The sequence below is a fragment of the Hymenobacter terrigena genome, assembly GCF_054776515.1.
Genome location: NZ_BAAHBU010000004.1, coordinates 492,385 through 512,585, shown reverse-complemented (window position 1 = coordinate 512,585; position 20,201 = coordinate 492,385). Strand labels below are relative to the sequence as shown.

At 64.2% G+C, this 20,201-nt stretch carries 13 protein-coding genes; 12 read left to right on the top strand and 1 reads right to left on the bottom strand.

Annotated features, from left to right (window positions below; all coding sequences use genetic code 11):
* Window positions 1-81: 81 nt before the first annotated feature.
* Window positions 82-3,531 (bottom strand): type IX secretion system periplasmic lipoprotein PorW/SprE, encoded by a 3,450-nt coding sequence (porW, locus tag ACYU7Q_RS18685; protein WP_460610956.1) that lies wholly within the window; start codon window positions 3,529-3,531, stop codon window positions 82-84.
* A 166-nt stretch (window positions 3,532-3,697) separates the two neighbouring features.
* On the opposite strand from porW, the gene ACYU7Q_RS18680 reads away from it, so the two are divergent.
* The 12 genes from ACYU7Q_RS18680 (at window position 3,698) to ACYU7Q_RS18625 (ending at window position 20,194) form a co-directional block, all read left to right on the top strand.
* A complete protein-coding gene (locus ACYU7Q_RS18680; protein WP_460610955.1) occupies window positions 3,698-3,931 on the top strand; it encodes an AtpZ/AtpI family protein in 234 nt (77 codons plus the stop codon).
* A gap of 27 nt (window positions 3,932-3,958) precedes the next feature.
* Entirely contained in the window at window positions 3,959-4,363 is a 405-nt protein-coding gene (locus ACYU7Q_RS18675; RefSeq protein WP_460610954.1) for a hypothetical protein, read from the top strand.
* Window positions 4,364-4,402: 39 nt separating this feature from the next.
* A complete protein-coding gene (atpB, locus tag ACYU7Q_RS18670; protein WP_460610953.1) occupies window positions 4,403-5,467 on the top strand; it encodes a FoF1 ATP synthase subunit a in 1,065 nt (354 codons plus the stop codon).
* 123 nt (window positions 5,468-5,590) lie between these two features.
* A complete protein-coding gene (atpE, locus tag ACYU7Q_RS18665) occupies window positions 5,591-5,866 on the top strand; it encodes an ATP synthase F0 subunit C (RefSeq protein WP_460610952.1) in 276 nt (91 codons plus the stop codon).
* Between the two features lie 134 nt (window positions 5,867-6,000).
* Complete coding sequence (atpF, locus tag ACYU7Q_RS18660) at window positions 6,001-6,501, top strand: F0F1 ATP synthase subunit B (protein ID WP_354583743.1); 501 nt, start codon at window positions 6,001-6,003, stop codon at window positions 6,499-6,501.
* 125 nt (window positions 6,502-6,626) lie between these two features.
* Entirely contained in the window at window positions 6,627-7,187 is a 561-nt protein-coding gene (atpH, locus tag ACYU7Q_RS18655) for a F0F1 ATP synthase subunit delta (protein WP_460610951.1), read from the top strand.
* A gap of 84 nt (window positions 7,188-7,271) precedes the next feature.
* On the top strand, window positions 7,272-8,852 hold the full coding sequence (gene atpA / locus ACYU7Q_RS18650) for a F0F1 ATP synthase subunit alpha (RefSeq protein ID WP_460610950.1): 1,581 nt from the start codon (window positions 7,272-7,274) through the stop codon (window positions 8,850-8,852).
* A gap of 93 nt (window positions 8,853-8,945) precedes the next feature.
* Window positions 8,946-9,830, top strand: a complete 885-nt coding sequence (gene atpG, locus ACYU7Q_RS18645) for a F0F1 ATP synthase subunit gamma (protein ID WP_460610949.1) — start codon at window positions 8,946-8,948, stop codon at window positions 9,828-9,830.
* 894 nt (window positions 9,831-10,724) lie between these two features.
* Complete coding sequence (locus tag ACYU7Q_RS18640; protein WP_460610948.1) at window positions 10,725-11,078, top strand: T9SS type A sorting domain-containing protein; 354 nt, start codon at window positions 10,725-10,727, stop codon at window positions 11,076-11,078.
* A 155-nt stretch (window positions 11,079-11,233) separates the two neighbouring features.
* Window positions 11,234-12,934: an FG-GAP-like repeat-containing protein gene (locus ACYU7Q_RS18635; protein WP_460610947.1), complete on the top strand. Its 1,701-nt coding sequence runs from the start codon at window positions 11,234-11,236 to the stop codon at window positions 12,932-12,934.
* Between the two features lie 476 nt (window positions 12,935-13,410).
* Entirely contained in the window at window positions 13,411-17,979 is a 4,569-nt protein-coding gene (locus ACYU7Q_RS18630) for an FG-GAP-like repeat-containing protein (RefSeq protein ID WP_460610946.1), read from the top strand.
* Between the two features lie 154 nt (window positions 17,980-18,133).
* Window positions 18,134-20,194 (top strand): FG-GAP-like repeat-containing protein, encoded by a 2,061-nt coding sequence (locus ACYU7Q_RS18625; protein ID WP_460610945.1) that lies wholly within the window; start codon window positions 18,134-18,136, stop codon window positions 20,192-20,194.
* Window positions 20,195-20,201: the final 7 nt, after the last annotated feature.

Below are 20,201 nucleotides of genomic sequence, written 5' to 3'. Positions count from 1 at the left end.
ATCAAAAACGGAATTATTCAGCAAAAATAAAGCCTCCGGCCGCGCCGGAGGCTTTGAAGTACTGCTCAGGTCGACAACCGGCTATTTGTAAACACGCTGGTAGAAGGTCAAATACCCCGCCAAGTCGCCGCTGGCTTGCAGCAAGGCTAGGTTCTCCGGGCTAATAACCAACGTCTGGTAACCGGCCCCGCGCAGCTTGGCCAGCGGCGACTGCGGCCCGCGCAGCTTGGTGGCGTAGCTCTGGGCCACTTTGGCCCAAGGCAACGTTTTCACTACGACAAGTTCCTGGTCAGCTCCTAGCGGCACAGATTCCACCGTCAGGTTATTCGCCTTGAAGAAACGGGTATTATACGTGGCCAGTTGCGCCGCTAGGCCCGCCAAAGCGGGCGAGTCTTTCGGAAATGCCAGCACTACCACGTGGGGGCTGTTCAACTGCGTGGTATAGGCCGTGGCCGGAGCTGAGGAAGCCGTGCTGGCTCCGGTGGTAGGCGTGGCTGCCGGGGTGGAAACTGGAGCAGCAGTTGTCGGAGCGGTGTTGCCCGGCGCAGGAGTCGAACTGCCGGAGGTACCACCCGTTACTGCCGCCGCTTTAGCCGCTGCTGCTTTTGCGGCGGCCTCATCGGCCAATTGCTTGCGCGTGGGGCGACCCTTGTGTACGGGGGCTGCCGTTGCTGGCGTAGCCGTGGTAGCGGCCGGGGAACCAGCCGTAACCGGTGCGGTAGCAGATGCAGGTGCATTGTTGGCCGGGCTGCTCTCTGCGGTGGTTGGCGATGCGCCGGCAGCGGGAGTTGCCGCGGCTGCGGCCGCCTTTTTCGCAGCAGCTTCCTCCGCCAATTGCTTACGGGTCGGCCGGCCCTTGCGAACCGGAGCTGCTGTAACTGGTGCCCCGCCCGGCGTGAGTACGGGAACTGCGTTTGCGGCCGGAGCGGTAGTCGGAGTTTCTTTTGAAGGAGTCATTGCCGAGCCAGCTGCGCCAGCTGGAACCTCCGCTTCTGGCTTGGCTTCAACGGCCGCCGAGCGCTTGGGCAGGACGCGCATAGCATCCGATGCCGGCGCGGTGGGAGGGGTTGGCGCGCCGGGGGGCGGAGACGTCGGCCCCAGCGCTTTGGCCGGGGTGTCGCCTTCCCGATACACGATGCGTATCCGGTTGTCGATTTCGCCGGGGCGGAAGATGGACACCACGGGCTTTTCGGTAGATGCCAGCGCGCCAGCAATCTGGCCATTGTCTTTCTTCTGATAAGTGGCGGCCAGCGCCTGGGCCTGCGGTACCAGCGGGCTTTCTGGGAAATCCTTATAGAACTGCTCCACCGAGGAGCGGGCCGTGAGCGGCGGCTGCGTCCGAATCACGAGCAGCGTTTTCAGGTAAGCCACCCGGTCGCTGAGGTCGCTCTTGGGGTATTGCTGCTCGGTGCGCGCCAATACGGCCGTGGCCTTGCGGAATTCCTGGTTTTTGTAGTAGGTAAAGGCCGAATCGACGCGGCTGGCCACGGCATTGTGCAGGGCCAGCTGGTGCTCGCGGTACAGCGGGTCGGCAATGAGCTTGGCGTAGAGCGACTGTGGGAATTCGCGTTGCAGCGCCGCCGCGTACTGCGCCGTTTTGGCCGCATCGGGCTTGTCCTTGTAATAGAGGTACAGCAGGTAATAAGCATCGGGGGCATGTTCGCCGCGCGCGTAGCGGGTCACCTGCTTTTCATAGGTTTCGAAGCCTTTCTCGCGCTCCTTCAACTGCTCTTTGTAGATGCCAGCCAACTCATACATCGCGCCTTCCACCTGCTTATCGGAAGCCGCCAGCTGGGCGGGCGTAGTAGGAATCGCGGCGCGGTACTGCGCCACCAGGGCATTCCGGGCGGCGTCGGGGTTGGCCGCGGCGGCCGTAGCCGCCGAATCGGGCCGGCCGCCGTTTACCCGCGTGTTATCGTTGCCCGTCATCGACAAGGGCACGCCGCCGTTGGCCGTCGTGTTGGGCGAGCTGCTGGCCTGCCGGCTGGTGCGCCAGTTGTCCTGCAGCTGCCGGTCGCCCCACTTCCGGATGAAGTCGGCACGGGCCGTGCCCAGCGTGGCCGGATTATCAAAATACCACTGCGCTCCCGACGCCACGGCCGTGGGGTCAAACGCCATCGGGTCGGGGCTGGGCGCGCCGCCGGGCAGGTTGCTGCCCAGGTTGCTGCTGCTCGAAGTGGTGCGCCCGGCAAACTCAGCGGCCGCCGCTTGCTTCTTCTGCTGCGCGGCAAGTCGGTCAGCGGCAGCTTTTTTGGCCGCTAGTTCAGCTTCGGCGTAAGTATTGAGCTGCTGATTCAATGCATCGGGTGCCAGCTTGGCCAGTGCCTGCAAGCTGTCCTGCGTTTCGATGATGGTGTACTGTTTGGCAAAATCCTTCAGGATGCCGCTGCGCTCCTTGATGGCGGCGTAGGTCTTGGCCTCCTTGTTGAGGTTCTGCACCGTGCTGTCGTAGTACGCTGCCGCAAGGCGGTACTTCTGCAAATTCTCGTAGTAGATGCGGCCGGCCAGCAGGTAGGTATAGCTTTTCTGGAGGCGGTTGGTGGTCGTCGCTTTTATGGACTGCCGCAGCAGCTTCAACGCCTCGGGGTAGTTCTGTTCGCGGTAGTTGAGCCGCGCCATCTCGTAGTAGATTTTGTCGCGGTAGTCCTTGTTCTTTGGGTCCTTCAGCAGGGCGGCGAAGTTCTTGTTGAGCTTCACGCGGTCGGCCGGGCTCAGGTCCGATACCTGCGGCAGCATCAGCTTGGCCTGAAAGTCCAGCTCGTACGGCGGGTTGCGGGCGATAATCTGCTCCAGCTGCTCGTAGGCCTTCTTGTTCTCGCCGGCATCCTGGTACAGCTGCGCCAGAATGTAGCGCGTGCGCGACCGCTCGTTCTTGAACTCAATGAGGGGAATGGCCTTCTCCAACTGCGGAATGGCCTTGGCCGGCTCCTCCGTGCGGATGTAGTAGTCGGCGCGCGTCAGAAACAGCTGGCGCGCATCCTGCGGCAGGCCCTCTTCCTTGTCCAGCAGGTCCGATACGGCTTTGGCGCTTTCCATCTCGCCCTGCGCCACAAACGTGCGCATCAGCCCAATCAGCGCCTCGTGCTTGGCATTGGCGTCCTTGCTGGTCGAGTTTACATACTTAAAGGTCTGCGCCGCGTCGTCAAACTGCATCTGATAAAACCGCGCCCAGCCCACCAAGATGTAAGCGTCATCCGTCCAGTCCGAGCCCGGCCGGTTCTGAATCGGCATTGAGGCCTTCTTGATGATGTCGTTCAAATCGGCCCGGTTGGCCTTCACACTGGCACTGTCCAGCGTCGGAAACAGCGGCAGCGTCTGGTTGTAGTCGTTCACCCGGGCCGCGTACATCTTGTCCTCGGCGGCGTGCAGCTTTTCGCGGGCCAGAAAGTAGGCATTGTCGCGGGCGGCCACGTTGTTGAAGGCGTGCGCCACCAGGTTTTTGTCCGATGCGCAGCCCGCCGCCCCCACTCCCAGCAGGAAGGTGAGCAGCGCTGCCCAGCGATATGTCAGCGAATAATGTGTCAAAATCAAAGCGAGGGAAAGGACGGCCCGGAGCAGCCGGAACGCCCAAAGCAGCCGGAAATGTTCGACGGCTCTGTCAGATAACGAAGCCGCACGGGTAAAATTACGTTTTTCCCCGGGCAAACGTAGCCCCGCCCGCGCCGTAACTTTGTCAACCGTCTTTCCCATCCCGCCCATGCCCACTCCCTCCGACCCTCAGCCCGCCGGCAACAACCGCCTACAGGCCGTCATGAAGTATTCCGGCCTGGCTTTCCAGATGCTGGCCATCATCGGGGGCAGCGCCTGGCTGGGCACCTGGCTCGACGGTCGTTTCCACACCCAGCCCTGGCTCACCATTGGCCTGCTGCTGCTGGGCGTGTTCGCGGCCGTGTTCCAGGTCATCCGCAGCCTCACCAAGGAGTCGCTGTAAGGCGCGGCCGCACCGTTCGTAACGTCTATGCCCAAGTTCCTGCGTCAGTTTCTGGTCTTCACCGCCGCGCTGGGCTTGCCCATCTACGCCCTGCACCGCATCTACGGGCCGGCCGTGGTGCACCCGCGCACCGGGCTCCTTTTTGCCGTCATGGCGGCGCTCACCTACTTCGCCTACAGCCTCACGGCGCGCCTCGTGGCCCGCGACCCGCATAGCCTGGCCATGGGTTACCTCATCGGCATGACGGTCCGGTTACTTGTCTCTTTGGGCCTCGTCACGTGGCTGCTGGCGGGCGGAATTGCGCGCGAGCCAAGGGGTGTCTGGACCTTCCTCGGCGCCTTCTTCGTCCTGTACTTTTCATGGGCCGGGTTTGAAATCTGGGCTACTTTGAGTAACTTGCGGCCGATTTCAGGAAAGCAAGTAGCGCAATGATAATGCGTTAGCCCGGAATTGGTCATTAATTAACTTTGAATGAAGCGTTTACTCTCGATTCTCCTTTGCTTCGTCTCCCTGTCCGTTTTTGCTAACGAACCCGCTGCCGAGGGCACAAAGGCCGAAGGCTTCAATCCTGGTGAAATGATTTTGCACCACATCGGCGATTCGCACGAGTGGCATTGGCTGGCTACTGACAACGGCAACTTCACCACCTACCTGCCCATCATCGCCTACCGTCCCGGCAAGGGTCTGTCGGTGTTCTCCTCGAAGCACATTTCCAACGGCGAATCGGAAGGCCCCGCCAAAGAATACGACGGCCTGAAGCTCGACCACGAGAAACTCGTGAGCACCGACGGCAGCAAGCTCTACGACTTCTCCATCACCAAAAACGTTGCCGGCCTCATCGGCAGCGCCATTTTGATGCTGGTGGTGTTCACCGCCGTAGCCAGCGGCTACCGCAAGAACCACGGCCGCGCCCCCAAAGGCATTCAGTCGTTTTTCGAGCCCATCATCGTTTTCATCCGCGACGAAGTAGCCAAGAAAAACATCGGCCCCAAGTACGAGCGTTACATGCCGTACCTGCTCACGGTGTTCTTCTTTATCTGGTTCAACAACCTGCTGGGCCTCACGCCCGGCGCGGCCAACCTCTCCGGCAACATCGCCGTGACCATGGTGCTGGCTCTGATAACGCTGGTTATCACCCTGGCTTCGAGCAACAAATACTACTGGGCCCACATCTTCGCCACGCCCGGCGTGCCCAAGCCGCTGCTTCCTATCATGATTATCGTAGAAGTGATTGGCATTTTCACCAAGCCCTTCTCGCTCATGATTCGTCTGTTCGCCAACATCACGGCGGGCCACATCGTGGTGCTGAGCTTTATCAGCCTGGTGTTCATCTTCAAATCGTGGGCTGTCGCACCGGTGACCCTGGCTTTCGGCCTGTTCATCAACGTGCTTGAGCTGCTGGTGGCCGTTCTGCAGGCCTTCATCTTCACGCTGCTGACCTCGATGTACATCGGTGGCGCGGTGGAAGACCACCACGACGCCGACCTGCAAATGGGCTACGACGACGGCTCGGCCTCGACCCACGTTTCCCACTAATCTGACTTAACCGGACGGATGCCCGCCATCCGACCAACTGGCTGTTTCGGCCAGACCGTGGCAATCCCCCCCCCCCGCTGCGGGACTGACGAACTTTATCTTTTTCCCCTTTTTCCAATTTTTATGTTGCTCTCTTTGTTGTTGCAAGCTGTCACTATGGCGGCTAACTACGGTCCTGGTCTGGCTGTAATGGGTGCCGGTATCGGTGCAGGTCTGGTGGCTCTGGGCGTTGGCCTGGGCATTGGCCGCATCGGCGGCAGCGCCATGGATGCTATCGGCCGTCAGCCGGACGCTTCGGGCAAAATCCAGACGGCTATGATTATCGCCGCCGCTCTGATTGAAGGTCTGGGTCTGTTCGCAGTTGTAGTCTGCGTTCTTATCTGGACGAAACTCGTTTAGTGCCGGGCCGGGCTTCGGGCCCGGAAGTAGTTGGAAGCCCGCCGCCCGCTGCTGCAATACGCAGTTGGCGCGGCGGGCTTACCTGCTCCTAATCTCTTATTCGATTAGTTGACATTTTCTAAAAAACAATAGCAATGCTGCCAGCTTTTTTATCCCCTGAACTCGGCCTGATTTTCTGGCAACTGGTCATCTTCCTGTTGGTGTTGTTCCTGCTGGCGAAGTTTGCCTGGAAGCCAATTCTGCTTGCTCTCAAAGAGCGCGAAGACAGCATCGAAGGCGCCCTGCGCATGGCCGACCAGGCCAAGATTGAAATGCAGCAGCTGAAAGCCGGCAACGAGAAGTTGCTGACCGACGCCCGCCTCGAGCGCGACCGCATGATGCAGGAGGCCACCCAAATGGCCAACCAGCACCGCGAAGCCGAAAAGGCCCGCGCTACGGCCGAAGCCAACACCATCATCCAGCAAGCCCGCGAAGCCATCCAACAGGAGAAAAACGCGGCCCTGGCCGAAGTGAAAAACACCGCTGCCAAGCTGTCGCTCGACATTGCCGAGCGCATCTTGCGCCGCGAGCTGACCGACCCCGCCGCCCAAACGCAGCTGGTCGATTCTTACCTGAAAGACGTGAAACTGAACTAGTTTCTGTCCTGCTGACGAAGGAAGCATCTTATCACCGCTGCTTTCGCCAGAATTTAGTAACTACCCGAGCCGAGCAGGCGTGATAAGATGCTTCGCACGCTCAGCATGACAACAACAACCAACCAATGGCTGACCAACGAGTAGCGGCCCGCTACGCCAAGTCGCTCCTCGACTTGGGCAAGGAGATGGGCACCCTGAGCGCAGTGAAAGACGACATGGACCTGCTGAGCAAGACCATGGCCGAAAGCCGCGAGCTACGCCTGCTGCTGCGCAACCCGATTGTGAAGCACGACAAGAAGCTGGCCATCCTGAACGCCATCTTCAAAGGCAAGGTGTCGGACATGACGATGCGCTTCTTCACCATCCTCACCGAGAAAAACCGCGAGTCGGCTATCGAGGGCATTGGGCCCGAGTTTCTGGCGCAGTACAACGTAATGCAGGGCATACAGTCGGCTCAAGTCACGTCGGCTACGCCGCTCACGCCCGCTTCGCGTGCCGAGATTCGGGCGCTGGTGACCAAGCAAACCGGTCTTGCTGAGGTACAGCTCACCGAGAAAGTTGACCCCGAACTTATCGGCGGCTTCGTGCTGCGGGTGGGCGATAATCAGATTGACGATTCCGTGCGGACCAGCCTTCGCAAGCTGCGCACGTCGCTGCAAGAAAATTCTTACCAACAAAAACTGTAGGGTATAGGGAAGTTGGGATAGGGGATAAGTTCCCGTCGTCCCCGCCCCATATCCCGTGTTCCCTATACCTTATTCCCTCCCAAAATGGCAGAAGTACGTCCGGATGAAGTCTCCGCAATCCTGCGGCAGCAACTGTCCAATTTCAAGTCCGAAGCCGAGCTCGAAGAAGTCGGCACCGTGTTGCAGGTTGGCGACGGCGTGGCCCGCATCTACGGTTTGAGCAAAGCTCAAGCCGGCGAGCTGATTGAATTCGAGAACGGCCTGCAAGGCCTTGTGCTCAACCTGGAAGAAGACAACGTGGGTGCCGTAATGCTGGGCGACTACTCGGAAATCCGGGAAGGCGCCACGGTGAAACGCACCAACAAAATCGCCTCCATCAAAGTAGGCGAGGGCATCGTGGGCCGCGTGGTGGACACGCTGGGCCAGCCCATCGACGGCCGCGGCCCCATTGCCGGCGAGCTGTACGACATGCCGCTGGAGCGCAAAGCCCCCGGCGTAATTTTCCGTCAGCCCGTGACGGAGCCTATGCAGACCGGCATCAAGTCGATTGACGCGATGATTCCGATTGGCCGGGGCCAGCGCGAGCTGATTATCGGTGACCGCCAGACGGGTAAGTCGGCCGTGGCCATCGATACCATCATCAACCAGCGCGAATTCTTCGAGGCCGGCAAGCCCGTGTTCTGCATCTACGTGGCTATCGGCCAGAAGGCGTCGACCGTGGCCCAAGTGGTGAACGCCCTGACTAAAGGCGGCGCGATGGACTACACCGTGGTAGTAGCCGCTTCGGCTTCTGACCCGGCTCCGCTGCAATTCTATGCGCCTTTCACGGGTGCTGCTATCGGCGAATTCTTCCGCGACACGGGTCGTCCGGCCCTCGTGGTGTACGATGACTTGTCGAAGCAGGCCGTGGCTTACCGCGAGGTGTCGTTGCTGCTCCGTCGTCCCCCGGGCCGCGAGGCTTACCCTGGCGACGTATTCTACCTGCACAGCCGTTTGCTGGAGCGGGCCGCTAAAATCAACTCCTCGGACGAGATTGCGCGGGATATGAACGACCTCCCCGACAGCATCAAGCACCTGGTGAAAGGCGGCGGTTCGCTGACGGCTCTTCCCCTGATTGAGACGCAGGCTGGCGACGTATCGGCTTACATCCCGACCAACGTGATTTCGATTACGGACGGCCAGATTTTCCTCGAGACCAACCTGTTCAACTCGGGCGTGCGCCCGGCCATCAACGTGGGTATCTCGGTGTCGCGCGTGGGTGGTAACGCTCAGATTAAGTCGATGAAGAAAGTGGCCGGTACGCTGAAGCTTGACCAGGCCCAGTTCCGCGAGCTGGAAGCTTTCGCCAAGTTCGGCTCCGACCTCGACGCCTCGACCAAGCTCACCATCGAGCGTGGCCGTCGCAACCTCGAAATCCTAAAGCAGCCCCAGTACTCGCCCGTGAAGGTGGAGGACCAGGTGGCCATCATCTATGCCGCCACCAACGGCCTCCTCGACACCGTGCCCGTGAACCGCGTGCGGGAGTTCGAGAAGGAGTTCGGCCAGGTGATGAACTCGCGCTACCCCGACGTGCTGAAGGCCCTGAAAGCCGGCAAGCTGGAGGACGCTGGCACCAAGGCCATCCGCGAGGTAGCCAAGGACGTTTCGGCGAATTACGCCAAGTAAGTTAAGAGTTAAGAGTTAGGAGTTAAGAGTTGTCAGACGGCGGCTCTTGGCCCCTAACTCATCACTCTTAACTCCTAACTCTTAACTTGATAAATGGCAAGCTTAAAAGAAGTCCGCAACCGTATTCAGTCGGTGACCAGCACGCAGCAGATTACCAAAGCCATGAAAATGGTGGCGGCGGCCAAGCTACGCCGGGCCCAGGACAACATCGTGCGGATGCGGCCCTACGCCCAGCGCCTGAATGCCATCCTGACCAACCTGACCCGCAATGCCGACTCCGACATCGTGAGCGATTACGGCGTGGCCCGCGAGGTGCGCAAGGTGCTGGTTATTGCCATCACTTCGGACCGTGGTCTGGCCGGGGCCTTTAATACGAACGTGTTCAAAGGCGTGAACGCGGCCATTGCGGCCCGCTACAGCCACCTGCCGGCGGCCAACATCTCGGTGATGGCCATTGGCAAGAAGGCGCACGACTACTACGGCCGGCGCGGCCAGACGGTAGGCGACTACACGCACGTCTTCGCCAAGCTCTCGTTCGAGACGGTGCGCGCTGCTGCTGAAGTAGCGATGGACGGTTTCCGCAACGGCATTTATGACGAGGTAGTGATGGTCTACAACGAGTTCCGCAACGTGGCGACGCAGATTATCCGCACCCAGCAGCTGTTGCCGCTGGTGCAGGAAGAAGCGCCCGCTACGGCTACGCCGGTTTCGAACGTGGACTACCTATTCGAGCCTTCGAAAGAGGAAATCGTGCAGACGCTGATTCCGCAGTCCATCAAGATTCAGCTTTACAAAGCGGTGCTGGAAAGCAACGCTTCGGAGCACGGTGCCCGCATGACGGCCATGGACAAAGCCACCGACAACGCCGGTGAGCTCCTCAAGGCCCTCAAGCTAACCTACAACCGGACACGGCAGGCGGCCATCACGACCGAGATTCTCGAAATCGTGGGCGGTGCTGAGGCGCTGGCGGCGGGGTAAGCTGGGTTCGTTTTTATAAAATGCAAAAGGCCTGTTTCCGAGAGGAAGCAGGCCTTTTGCATTTTTGGGCGGAAGTACTGCACGGATGCGAAAGAAAGTGGTGAATGATGAGATTAATTTCGCAGCATCTCAATGGCTTGTTTCAGTTTACATGAAACATAACCCACCTTCTTTCCTCAGCACTAGTTGAGGTTGTTCAACTACCACAAAACGGGGGCTTTCGTTATGGCTGTTGCTGCTTGCATTGCTAAAATTGGCTTATTCTGGTGCAAATGGTAGCCTGAAAAAGAATGCCTTACTTAATTCCGACGATACGGTGCGGGCTGGAGTGCGCGGCTCATGCAATATCCGAGTCTATGTCGTGGGCATGACACCAGACGGGCGGCCGGCGGAGTGGCCGCCTCGCTGGTAGCCAAGTGGAATGGCACGGCCTGGCGCTGCCGGCTACCGGAGCCGCGGCCCGGGTATCGTTGGTGGCGTGGCACCCGGGCTCTACCGCTTGCCAGTAGAAGCCGGGAATCAGCAGGCCAGCTGCTCCCTGATAGTGCAATGGCTGCACCCCGGTTAGCTACGCAAGCCGCTTGCTTTGAATACAGTTGGATACAATTGGCAGCCTTTTGCCCGTATCTGCGGCGCCGCAGGCGGCAGGCGGCAGGCGGCTTGCACTAAGCCGAACAAAATAAACAAGGCCCGGTGCCGTTAGGAGCGGGCCTTGTTTATAGCGGGGTAAATTCCGGGGCTGGCTTTCGAGTAGGGAGGGGGCAATGATTGATGGAGCAGCGAAGTCGATAACCCAACCTACGACACCACCCGAACGGAACCCGCGACGGGCGCTGGCCACAGTGCACAGGCCTGCTTTATGCTGCCGTTATATTTTCTCTATCCTATCCCACTATGATAAGCATCGTATTATCGCCCCGCCTGGCTCTGCTGGCCGTGCCCGCCCTGCTGGAGCTGCTGGGGCCGACGGCCGGCGCGCAGGCCCCGGCCCCATTGGCCGAGGTGAGCGTGTACCCCAACCCCGCCCACATCCGGGCCACGGTGCAGGTGCCGGCGGTGCCGGGGGCCGATACGGCCACCGTGACCCTGACCGACGCGCTGGGCACCGTCATCTTCGAGCAGCCCGTGAGCCTGACTGGGGCCGGGGGCGCGGCCGAGGTGCCGCTGCTGGGCCGCGCCCCCGGCCTCTACCGCGTGCAGGTGCGGGCCGGTGCGGCGCGCGTGGCCCGCACCCTGAAGGTGGAGTAGGGGAGGGCAGCTTCCTGACCCTTGGTTGCGTTGGCCGTGGTTCCGGTGTTGGCGGGGGAGCCGACGCGGCTCCGGGGCCAGCGTAGCTTTGCACCCCGGCTGCGCCACTGCCAGGTGCGGGCCGGGGTGCTGCCATCATCTTTCTACTTGCTACTGTGTTGAATCACTTCCTCCTGCCGGCCAGCGCCGGGGTGGCCCTGCTGCTGGCTGTGCTGGGCACGGCCTCGGCTCAGGCTCCTGCTCTCATCAACGTTGCGCCGGCGGCCAATGCCGTGGCCGCGCCCCGCAATGGCGGCGTAGTGGCCAGCTTCAGCCAGCCGCTCACGGCGGCTTCGGCCACGGCCCTTAAGGTATTCAGCAGCCAGCGCGGGGGCTTGCGGGGCGGAGGAACGACCACGGTGGTGGGTAGCAATTTGGGCTTCTTTCCTCTGGCCTACGACTTCCGGCCCGGCGAAACGGTACAGCTCACCGTGACGCGCGCCGCGGCCAGTGTCAGCGGGGCGCTGGCTACGGCGCGGGTGCAGCAGTTTACCACGGCGGTGGGGGGCACGGGCACGGGCAGCTTTGCGCCGGGCACCGAAGTGGCCGTGGGGGCGCAGCCCGGCAGCGTGGCAGTCGGCGACCTCGACGGCGATGGCGACCTCGACCTGCTGACCGGCAACCTAGGCGCGGCTACCGTGAGCGTGCGGCTCAACAACGGCCGCGGCGTCTACGCGGGTGGCGCGGAAGTGGCTGTGGCCGCCAACTCGCGGGGGCTGCTGCTGGGCGACGTGGACGGTGACGGGGACCTCGACCTGCTGTCGGCCAATGCGGTGGGCAACACCGTGAGCATCCGGCTCAACAACGGCGGCACCTTTGGTCCCGGCCCCGATGTGCCCGCCGGCTTCGGTCCCCAGGGCCTGGCCCTGGGCGACCTCGACGGCGACGGCGACCTGGACCTGATGGCCACCAACCGCGACGTGGATTCGGTGAGCGTGCGCCTGAACAACGGACTGGGCGGCTTCAGCAGCAGCCGGGGCGTGCTGGTGGGCGATGGCCCCCAGGGCCTGGCCTTGGGCGACGTGGATGGCGACGGCGACCTGGACCTGGTGGCCACTAACCTGCTGGCCAGTACCGCCAGCGTGCGCCTCAACAACGGGGCCGGAGCCTTTTCGGGCGGTCAGGAGGTGCCCACCGGGGGGCAGCCCCTGGGGGTGGCGCTGGGCGATGTGGACCAAGATGGCGACCTCGACCTGCTGGCCGTGAGCTACCTCTACAACGGCATTGTGAGCGTGCGCCTGAACAACGGCGGCGGGCAGTTTTCGGGCACCCAGAACGTGGCCGTGGGCAGCTACCCGCCCACGGTGGTGCTGGGCGATGTGGACCACGACGGCGACCTGGACCTGCTCACGGCCAACTCGGGCAACAGCACGGCCAGCGTGCGCCTCAACAATGGCAGCGGCACTTTCGGGAGCGGCTCTAATGTGGCCGTGGGCGATGCCACGACGGCCCCCAGCAGCCCCGCCGACGTGGCCCTGGCCGACGTAGACGGCGACCTGGACCTGGACCTGCTCACGGCCAACGCCACCGCCGTCGGCACCGTGAGCGTGCGCCTGAACAGCGGCAGCGGCCCGCTGGCCACAGCAGCTGGCCGCGCCTCAGCCACCCTCACCGCCTACCCCAACCCCGCCACCGGCCAGGTGCAGCTCACCCTACCGCCCGCCGCCACCCGCGCTGAGCTGCACGATGCCTTGGGCCGCGTGGTGCGCGCCGTGCCTGCCCTGGCCGGCACCGCCATGCTGGACGTGAGTGGCCTGGCTTCCGGCCTGTACCTGCTGCGCGCCGGCAGCGCGGCCCTGCGCCTGATAGTGGAGTAACACTTCCCACTGAACGAATACGCCCAAGGGCTAGCCAGTGACCGGCCTTTGGGCGTTAGTAGCCTACCCAACGTACCAGACCCCATTGTTCGTAGTCAAGGCCCGGCGGCGTGTGGCCAAGACCAAGCGTACCATCTTAAGGATAAGCAGCCGCGCGTAGCCAGGGCCAGGCACGGCGCAGCTAGGGTTGGGCGTGGCTCGGCTAGGGCTAGTGAGGCATGCTTATTCCCACCACCGTGGCCGCTGTTCTGCCCGGGGCGGCGGCTTGCACAATGGGCCAGACAAAATATAACCGGGCCAGGACGCCCGGCCGCGCGGGCACGGGGCGTAGCTTTGCAGGTCCAGGGGGGGCGAAACTTTAGCGCGGCGGCTTGGGCCACGGGCTCAAGCCGCCGCGCTGCTGGCCTTCTGCTTTCTTCTGCACACCCATCCTCTCTTCATTATAATATTATATGAAGCACCCTTAATAATATTATATGAAGCACCCTTACCCAAAACAACCTTCCTCCGCCGGCCAGTCCCGACTATTCTGGTACCTCACCCTTCTACTGCTGGCGGGCCTGAGCGGCGCGGCGCGGGCGCAGCAGCGCCCGGCCCCCTTCTTCGCAGCCGATGCGCCTGCCGCGCGGGCCGCCGCCGCCTCGCCGCTGGTGGCCCGGCTGGGGCAGTACCGGGCCTTCACCCTGGACCTGGTCGGCCTGCGCACCGCCCTGGCCGCTGCCCCCCTGCGCAACAAGGCGGCCGCTACTCCGCTGGTCATCAGCCTGCCTCTGCCCGACGGCACGGCCCAGCGTTTTGCCGTGTGGGAGGCCCCGCTGCTGGCCCCCGCCCTCGCAGCCCAGTACCCCGACCTGCACACCTACGGCGGCCGGGGCCTCGACGACCCCACGGCCCTGCTGAGCCTGACCGTGAGCCCCGCCAGCTGCCAGGCCCAGGTGCTCAGCGACCAGCCCCAGGGTGCGGCCTATCTGGAAATGACCAGCCCGACCGATGCCGACCACTACCTGAGCTACTACGCCCACGACGTGACCCCGCTGGCCGGCGGCCGGGGCGGCTGCGGGGCCGACCAGCTGCCCCGCGTGCTGCCGCCCGCCAACCGACAAAGTAGCCCCGCCGCCCCCGGCCCCAGCAACCTGACCCAGCCCACTGGCCCCACCCTGACGGTGTACCGCCTCATCGTGACCACCACCAAGGAGTATACCAACGGCCGTGCCGATGCCGCCGTGCTGGCCGACGTGACGGCGCTGGTAAACAACGTGCGCACCATTCAGGAGCGCGACCTGGCCGTGACGATGACGCTGGTGGGCACCCACTTCTACCAGGTGGGGGCCGATGGCGGCTACAACCAGGCCAGTGACAGCCAAATGATTGACCAGAACCGGAGCAACGTGGAAACGGAGTTCGGCGCGGCGGCCTTCGACCTGGGGCACCTGTTTGCCACCTCAGGCACCGGCCTGGCCTACACGGGTGTGGTGGGCACCACTGCCACCGGCGGCGCGGCCAATACCTACAAGGCCGGGGCCGTGTCGGGCAACCTGAACCGGACCTCGCCGGCCTCGTACTTCTCCACCAGCGTCATTGCCCACGAGATGGGCCACCAGTTCTCGGCCACGCACACGTTCAGCAACGCGCAGGGCTCGTGCAGCCCCTTCCCCACGGCCTCGGCCTGGGAGCCGGGCAAGGGCTCGACCATCATGGCTTATACCGACGGCGGCTGCGACTCGCCGAACAGCAACGTCATCCAGGCCCGCTCCGACGACTACTACCACACCGGCTCGCTGGAGCAGATACGGACCTACATCGAAAGCATCCCGGCCGTGGGCACCAAGGTGAACTCGGGCAATACCGCGCCTACCATCGCGGTGCCGGCCAACCGCACCATTCCCCAGGGCACGCCATTTAAGCTAACCGCCACCGGGACCGATGCCGACGCGGCCGACGCCGCCACCCTCAAGTACACCTGGGAAGAGCTGGACCTGGGCCCGGCCGCCAACCTCAACACCCCCCAGACCGCCAACAACAACGTGCCGCTGTTCCGCTCGCTGCTGCCCAGCCTCACGGGCAACGTGCGCTACTTCCCGGCCCTGAGCAACTACAACGGCATCACCGGCACCAGCCCCACCGAGCGCCTGCCCACCGTGGCCCGCGCTCTGAACCTGCGCTGCACCGTGCGCGACAACCACGCCGTGAGCGGCGCCGTGGCTACCAGCACCAACTCCAGCATTGTGGGCGGCGTGACGCTGAGCCCCACCGTGACCCTGACCGTGAGCGCGGCCAATCCCACGCCCTTCGCCGTGACGGCACCCAACACCACCGTGACCTGGGCCGCCGGCACCACCCAAAGCGTGACCTGGAACGGTGTGGGCACCAAAACCTCGGCCGTGAACTGCCAGACCGTGAACATTCGCCTGAGCACCGACGGCGGCCTGAGCTACCCCACGCTGCTGGCCGCCGGCGTGCCCAACGCCGACGGCACTGGCACGGCCAACATCACGGTGCCCAACGTGGCCAGCACCACGGCCCGCATCATGGTAGAAGCCGCTGACAACTATTTCTTCGACATCTCCGACGCCAGCTTCACCATCACCACCGTGGCGGGGCCGGCCATCACCGGCCTTAGCCCCACCAGCGGGCCGGCAGGCACCTCGGTCATCATCACCGGCTCGGGCTTCACGGGCACCACGGCCGTGAGCTTTGGCGGCGTGGCGGCCAGCTTTGTGGTGAACTCGGATACGCAGATTACAGCCACCGTGCCCGCCACGGCCCTGACCGGGGCCGTGACGGTGACCAACGGCAGCACCGCTGGCGGCGGCGTGTTCCAAGTAACGCCGGTGATTACCGGCGTGAATCCCACGGCGGGAGCCGTGGGCGCTTCCGTCGTCATCTCGGGCAACTCCTTTGGCGGCGCCACGCGGGTGAGCTTCAACGGCACGGAAACCACCACGTTCACGCTCAACACCAGCGTCAGCCCCAACACCATTACCGTGGCGGTGCCCGTAGGCGCTACCACCGGGCCGCTGCTGGTGTACACGGCCGGCGGGGCCAGCAACGGCGTCGCGTTTACCGTGCTGCCCTTCGCGGTGGTTAGCCTCACGCCCGCGCCCAACGCCACCACGGCTAAGGAGTACACCAGTGTGGTGGCCACATTCAACGCCGCGCCCGCTGCCAATAGCAGCACCACGGCCCCGCTCAAGGTGAGCAGCCTGCAGTACGGCGGGCGCAAAGCTGGCACCACCGGCACCAGCGGCAACACCATCATTTTTGACCCGGCCGGGCGCTTCAAGGCCGGCGAAGTGGTGCAGGTGAGCCTCACCACGGCGGCCACCTCCAGCGCCGGCGCGCCGCTGGAGGCCGCCTACGTGAGCCAGTTCACGGTGCGCACCCGCACCACCAGCGGCCTGAACGCCGCCACCAGCACCACCGTGGGCACCCAGCCCCGGGGCATGGCCGCCGGTGACCTCAACGGCGACGGCTTCTTGGACCTGGTGGTGGCCAACTACAACGGCGGCGGCGCCAGCACGGTGAGCGTGCTGCTGAACAACGGCGCGGGGGCCTATCCGGTCGGCAACACCAGCACCGTCAGCACCGGCATCGACGCGGGCGCCGAGCACGTGCTGCTGGCGGACCTGGACAACGACTCCGACCTCGACCTGCTGGTGGTGTGCCCGGGCGCGGGCAAGGTGGACGTGCTGCAAGGCAACGGCAACGGCACCTTCACGGCCGGCACGCCCCTGACGGTGGCGGCGGCCGGCATTCCGGCCCTGGGCGACCTCAACGGCGACGGCAACCTCGACCTAGTGGTGCCGCAGTCCTATTCCAATGTGGGCTGGGCGCAGGTGGCGCTGGGCGACGGTGCCTTGGGCTTCTCCATCCGCCAGTACTCCGGCCTGGCCAACTGTGCCCGGGGCGTGGCCCTGGCTGACCTGAACGGCGACGGCCGCCTCGACCTGGTGGCAGCCACCTACGACGGGGGCGGCGGCAATACCAATGGCAGCGTGAGCGTCCGGCGGGGCACCGGGGATGGCGGCTTCCTGCCAGCCGCCGATGCCACCAGCCAGGAACTGCCCGCTTCCGGGGCCCTGACCGTGGCCCTGGCCGACTTCACCGGCGATGGCTACGTGGACGTGGCGGCCCTGCGGCCTTTTGCTACCAACTCTCCGATTAGCGTGTGGGCCGGCACGGCCAGTGGCAGCATCAACGCCACGGCCATTGCCACCGGCCTGGTTCCTTACGCGGGAGGCGGGCAGGCCTTCTCGCTAAGCACCGGCGACGTGAACGGTGACGGCAGCATCGACCTGCTGGCCCCTATTGCCAACCTGGGTGCCGGCTACGTGGCCGTGTTCAAGTATGCTACCGGCACTTTCAGCGGCCCTACTTATCTGACAACTGCGGGCGGGACCAATAACCGAACGGCCACCCTGGCCGACCTGAACAACGACGGGGCCCTGGACCTGGCGGTGCCTACTTCCGTGGGCACTTCCATTCAGGTGGCCCTGGCCGCCCCCACCGGCAATCCCCTGCCCGTGGAGCTGACCACCTTCACCGCCACCCTGGCGGGCTCTGCTGTGCAGCTACAGTGGGCCACGGCTTCGGAAAAGAACAGCGCCCGCTTTGATGCAGAGCGCAGCTTTGATGGCGAGATATTTAAAACCATCGGTACGGTGGCCGCAGCAGGCGGCAGCAGCGCCACCCGCCGCTACGAGCTGCTCGATGCCCAGCTGCCCAGTGGCGCAACCACGCTCTACTACCGCTTGAAGCAGGTGGACGCGGACGGCACGTTCAGCTACTCGCCCGTGCGCACGGTGGCCCTGGCGGGCGCGGCCGCAGGGCTGGCCCTGTACCCCAACCCGGCCACCCGCGCCGCCACGCTCACGGGGGCGTTGCCCGGTACGGTGGTGACGGTGTTCGACGCGCTGGGCCGCCCGGTGCTGGCCGCCACTGCCGATACCACCGGCACAGCCACGCTGACCCTGCCGGCTGGCCGGGCCGCCGGCGTGTACGTGGTGCGGGCCGGTACCCACGCCCTGCGCCTCACGGTGGAGTAAGCAGGTTGTCTCCGCCACAAAAAACTCCACCTCTGCCAGGTGGAGTTTTTTGTGGCGGAGAATAATGGGCTCGGGCCGGAGTGCCGGCGTACTTTGCAGCGCCGATTGCGCTGCTGCCGGCTCTCCTTTCGCTCATCATTCTTTCCTGTCCCAGATGTATAAAGTAGTTCTACCCGTTGCCTGCCTGCTGCTGCTTAGCACCGCTGCCTGTGCGCAGGGCCCTGTGGTTACCGGCCTGCAGCCGGGCCGCAATGCCGTAGCGGCTCCGCGCACGGCTCCTGTCAGCATCACCTTGTCGCAGGCCATTGCCTCGGGTTCGGCGGGAACGGTGCAGGTGCATTCGGGGCGGGCAGGCGGGCGGAAAGCCGGCACGTTCAGCGCCAGTGGCAACACCGTTGTCTTTGCGCCGACCACCCCCTTTCTGCCCGGCGAAACCGTTCAGGTGACCGTACCCGCTACGGTGCAGAACGCGGCGGGCGGTGGGGCGGCGCCCTACTGCTACCAGTTCACGACCGGGGTCGACGGGTTTGGCGGCGGCACGTTTGCGCCCCCAGCTTCCAGCCCCGGTCTGGTGCCCGTGGCTACCGGCCCCGAGGCCCTGGCCGTGGGCGACGTGGACGGGGACGGCGACCTAGATATGCTGGTAGGCACCGGGGGCGGCGTGGTGAGCGTGCGCCTGAACAGTGGCCTAAACAGCGGCACCTTCATGCCCTCCGGCACCAGCCCTGATTTTTCGCCGAGTACCTCGCCGGGGCCGGTCCGCCTTGCCCTGGGCGACATCGACGGCGATACCGACCTGGACCTGCTGGCCGCCTCGGCCAGCGGCAGCCTGAGCATCCGCCTGAACAGCGGGGTGAACAGCGGCGTCTTCGTGCCCTCCAGCCAGGGCGCTGTGGCCGTGGGCGGCTTCGCGCTCGGCCTGGCGTTGGGCGATGTGGACGGCGACGGCGACCTGGATGCCCTCACGGCAAATTCGGGCAGCGGCACGGTCAGCATCCGCCGGAATGACGGGTTGAACAGCGGGATTTTTGTGGCCCCGGCCAGCGGGGCCGAAGTCTTCATCGGAACCAGCCCCAGCCAGGTCTTGCTGGGCGATATTGACGGCGACGGCGACCTGGACCTGGTAGCGATTTGCGCCGGGAACACCAGCCTGGCCAGCGTGCGGCTGAATAGCGGCCTGAATAGCGGCACCTTCGTGGCCCCCGCCTCGAATGCGAATTTTAGCCTGGGGGCTTTCACCAACAAAGCCACCCTGGGCGACATCAACAACGACGGCTACCCCGACCTGGTGGTGAGCAAAGGAACCATGACTGGCAGCGTGGATACCTGGCTCAATGGCGGCGGTAATGGATTCGTAGCCTCGCAAAGCATAAGCGTTTCGCGCCAGCCCCTCGACATTGCCCTGGGCGATGTGGACGGCGACGGCGACCTGGATATGCTGATTGGCAACGACAACAGCACCGGGGCAGTGACCCTGCGCCTGAATGGCGGCCTGGGCAGCGGGCTTTTCCTGGAGCCCGTCTTCGCACCGGAGCCGGCGGTGGGGGCCAGCTTTCCGTGGGCCGTGGCCCTGGGCGACGTGGACGGCGACGGCAACCTGGACCTGCTGACGGCGAATAACAACAACAGTGGCAGCGGCTCGGGCGGGGGCACCGGCACCGTAAGCGTGCGCCTGAACCAGCTTTCCAGCCTGCGCACCACGCTGGCCCCGTCTACCGGCACGGTGGGCACGACCGTGATGCTGCGAGGCACCGACGTAACCGGAGCCACCGCCGTGAGCTTCAACGGCACCCCGGTGCCGGCGGGCAGCTTTAGCATCGTTTCGCCCACTTTGCTGCAGGCGGTGGTGCCCGCCGGGGCCACCGCCGGTCCCGTCACCATCACCACGCCCCGGGGTATTCTCACCAGCAATACCCGCTTTGTGACCAGCGGTGCGCTGGCCGCTGCCACCGCCCATCCGGCGGCCGGCTTGCTAGTGTATCCGAGCCCCGGGCCTGGCCAGTTTACGGTAGTGGTGCCGCCGGTGGCCGGTGCGGCCACGGTGCAGCTTACGCTGCTGAATATGCTGGGGCAACCTGTGCGGCACCAGCAGGCCGGATTACCCGCCAGTGGAGCCCAAGTCAGCCTTGACGGTTCCCAGCTGCCGGCTGGCGCGTACCTACTGCGGCTGCAAGCTGGCCCGCACACCGAAACTCGGCGCCTTATAGTGTACTAAGAAGCGA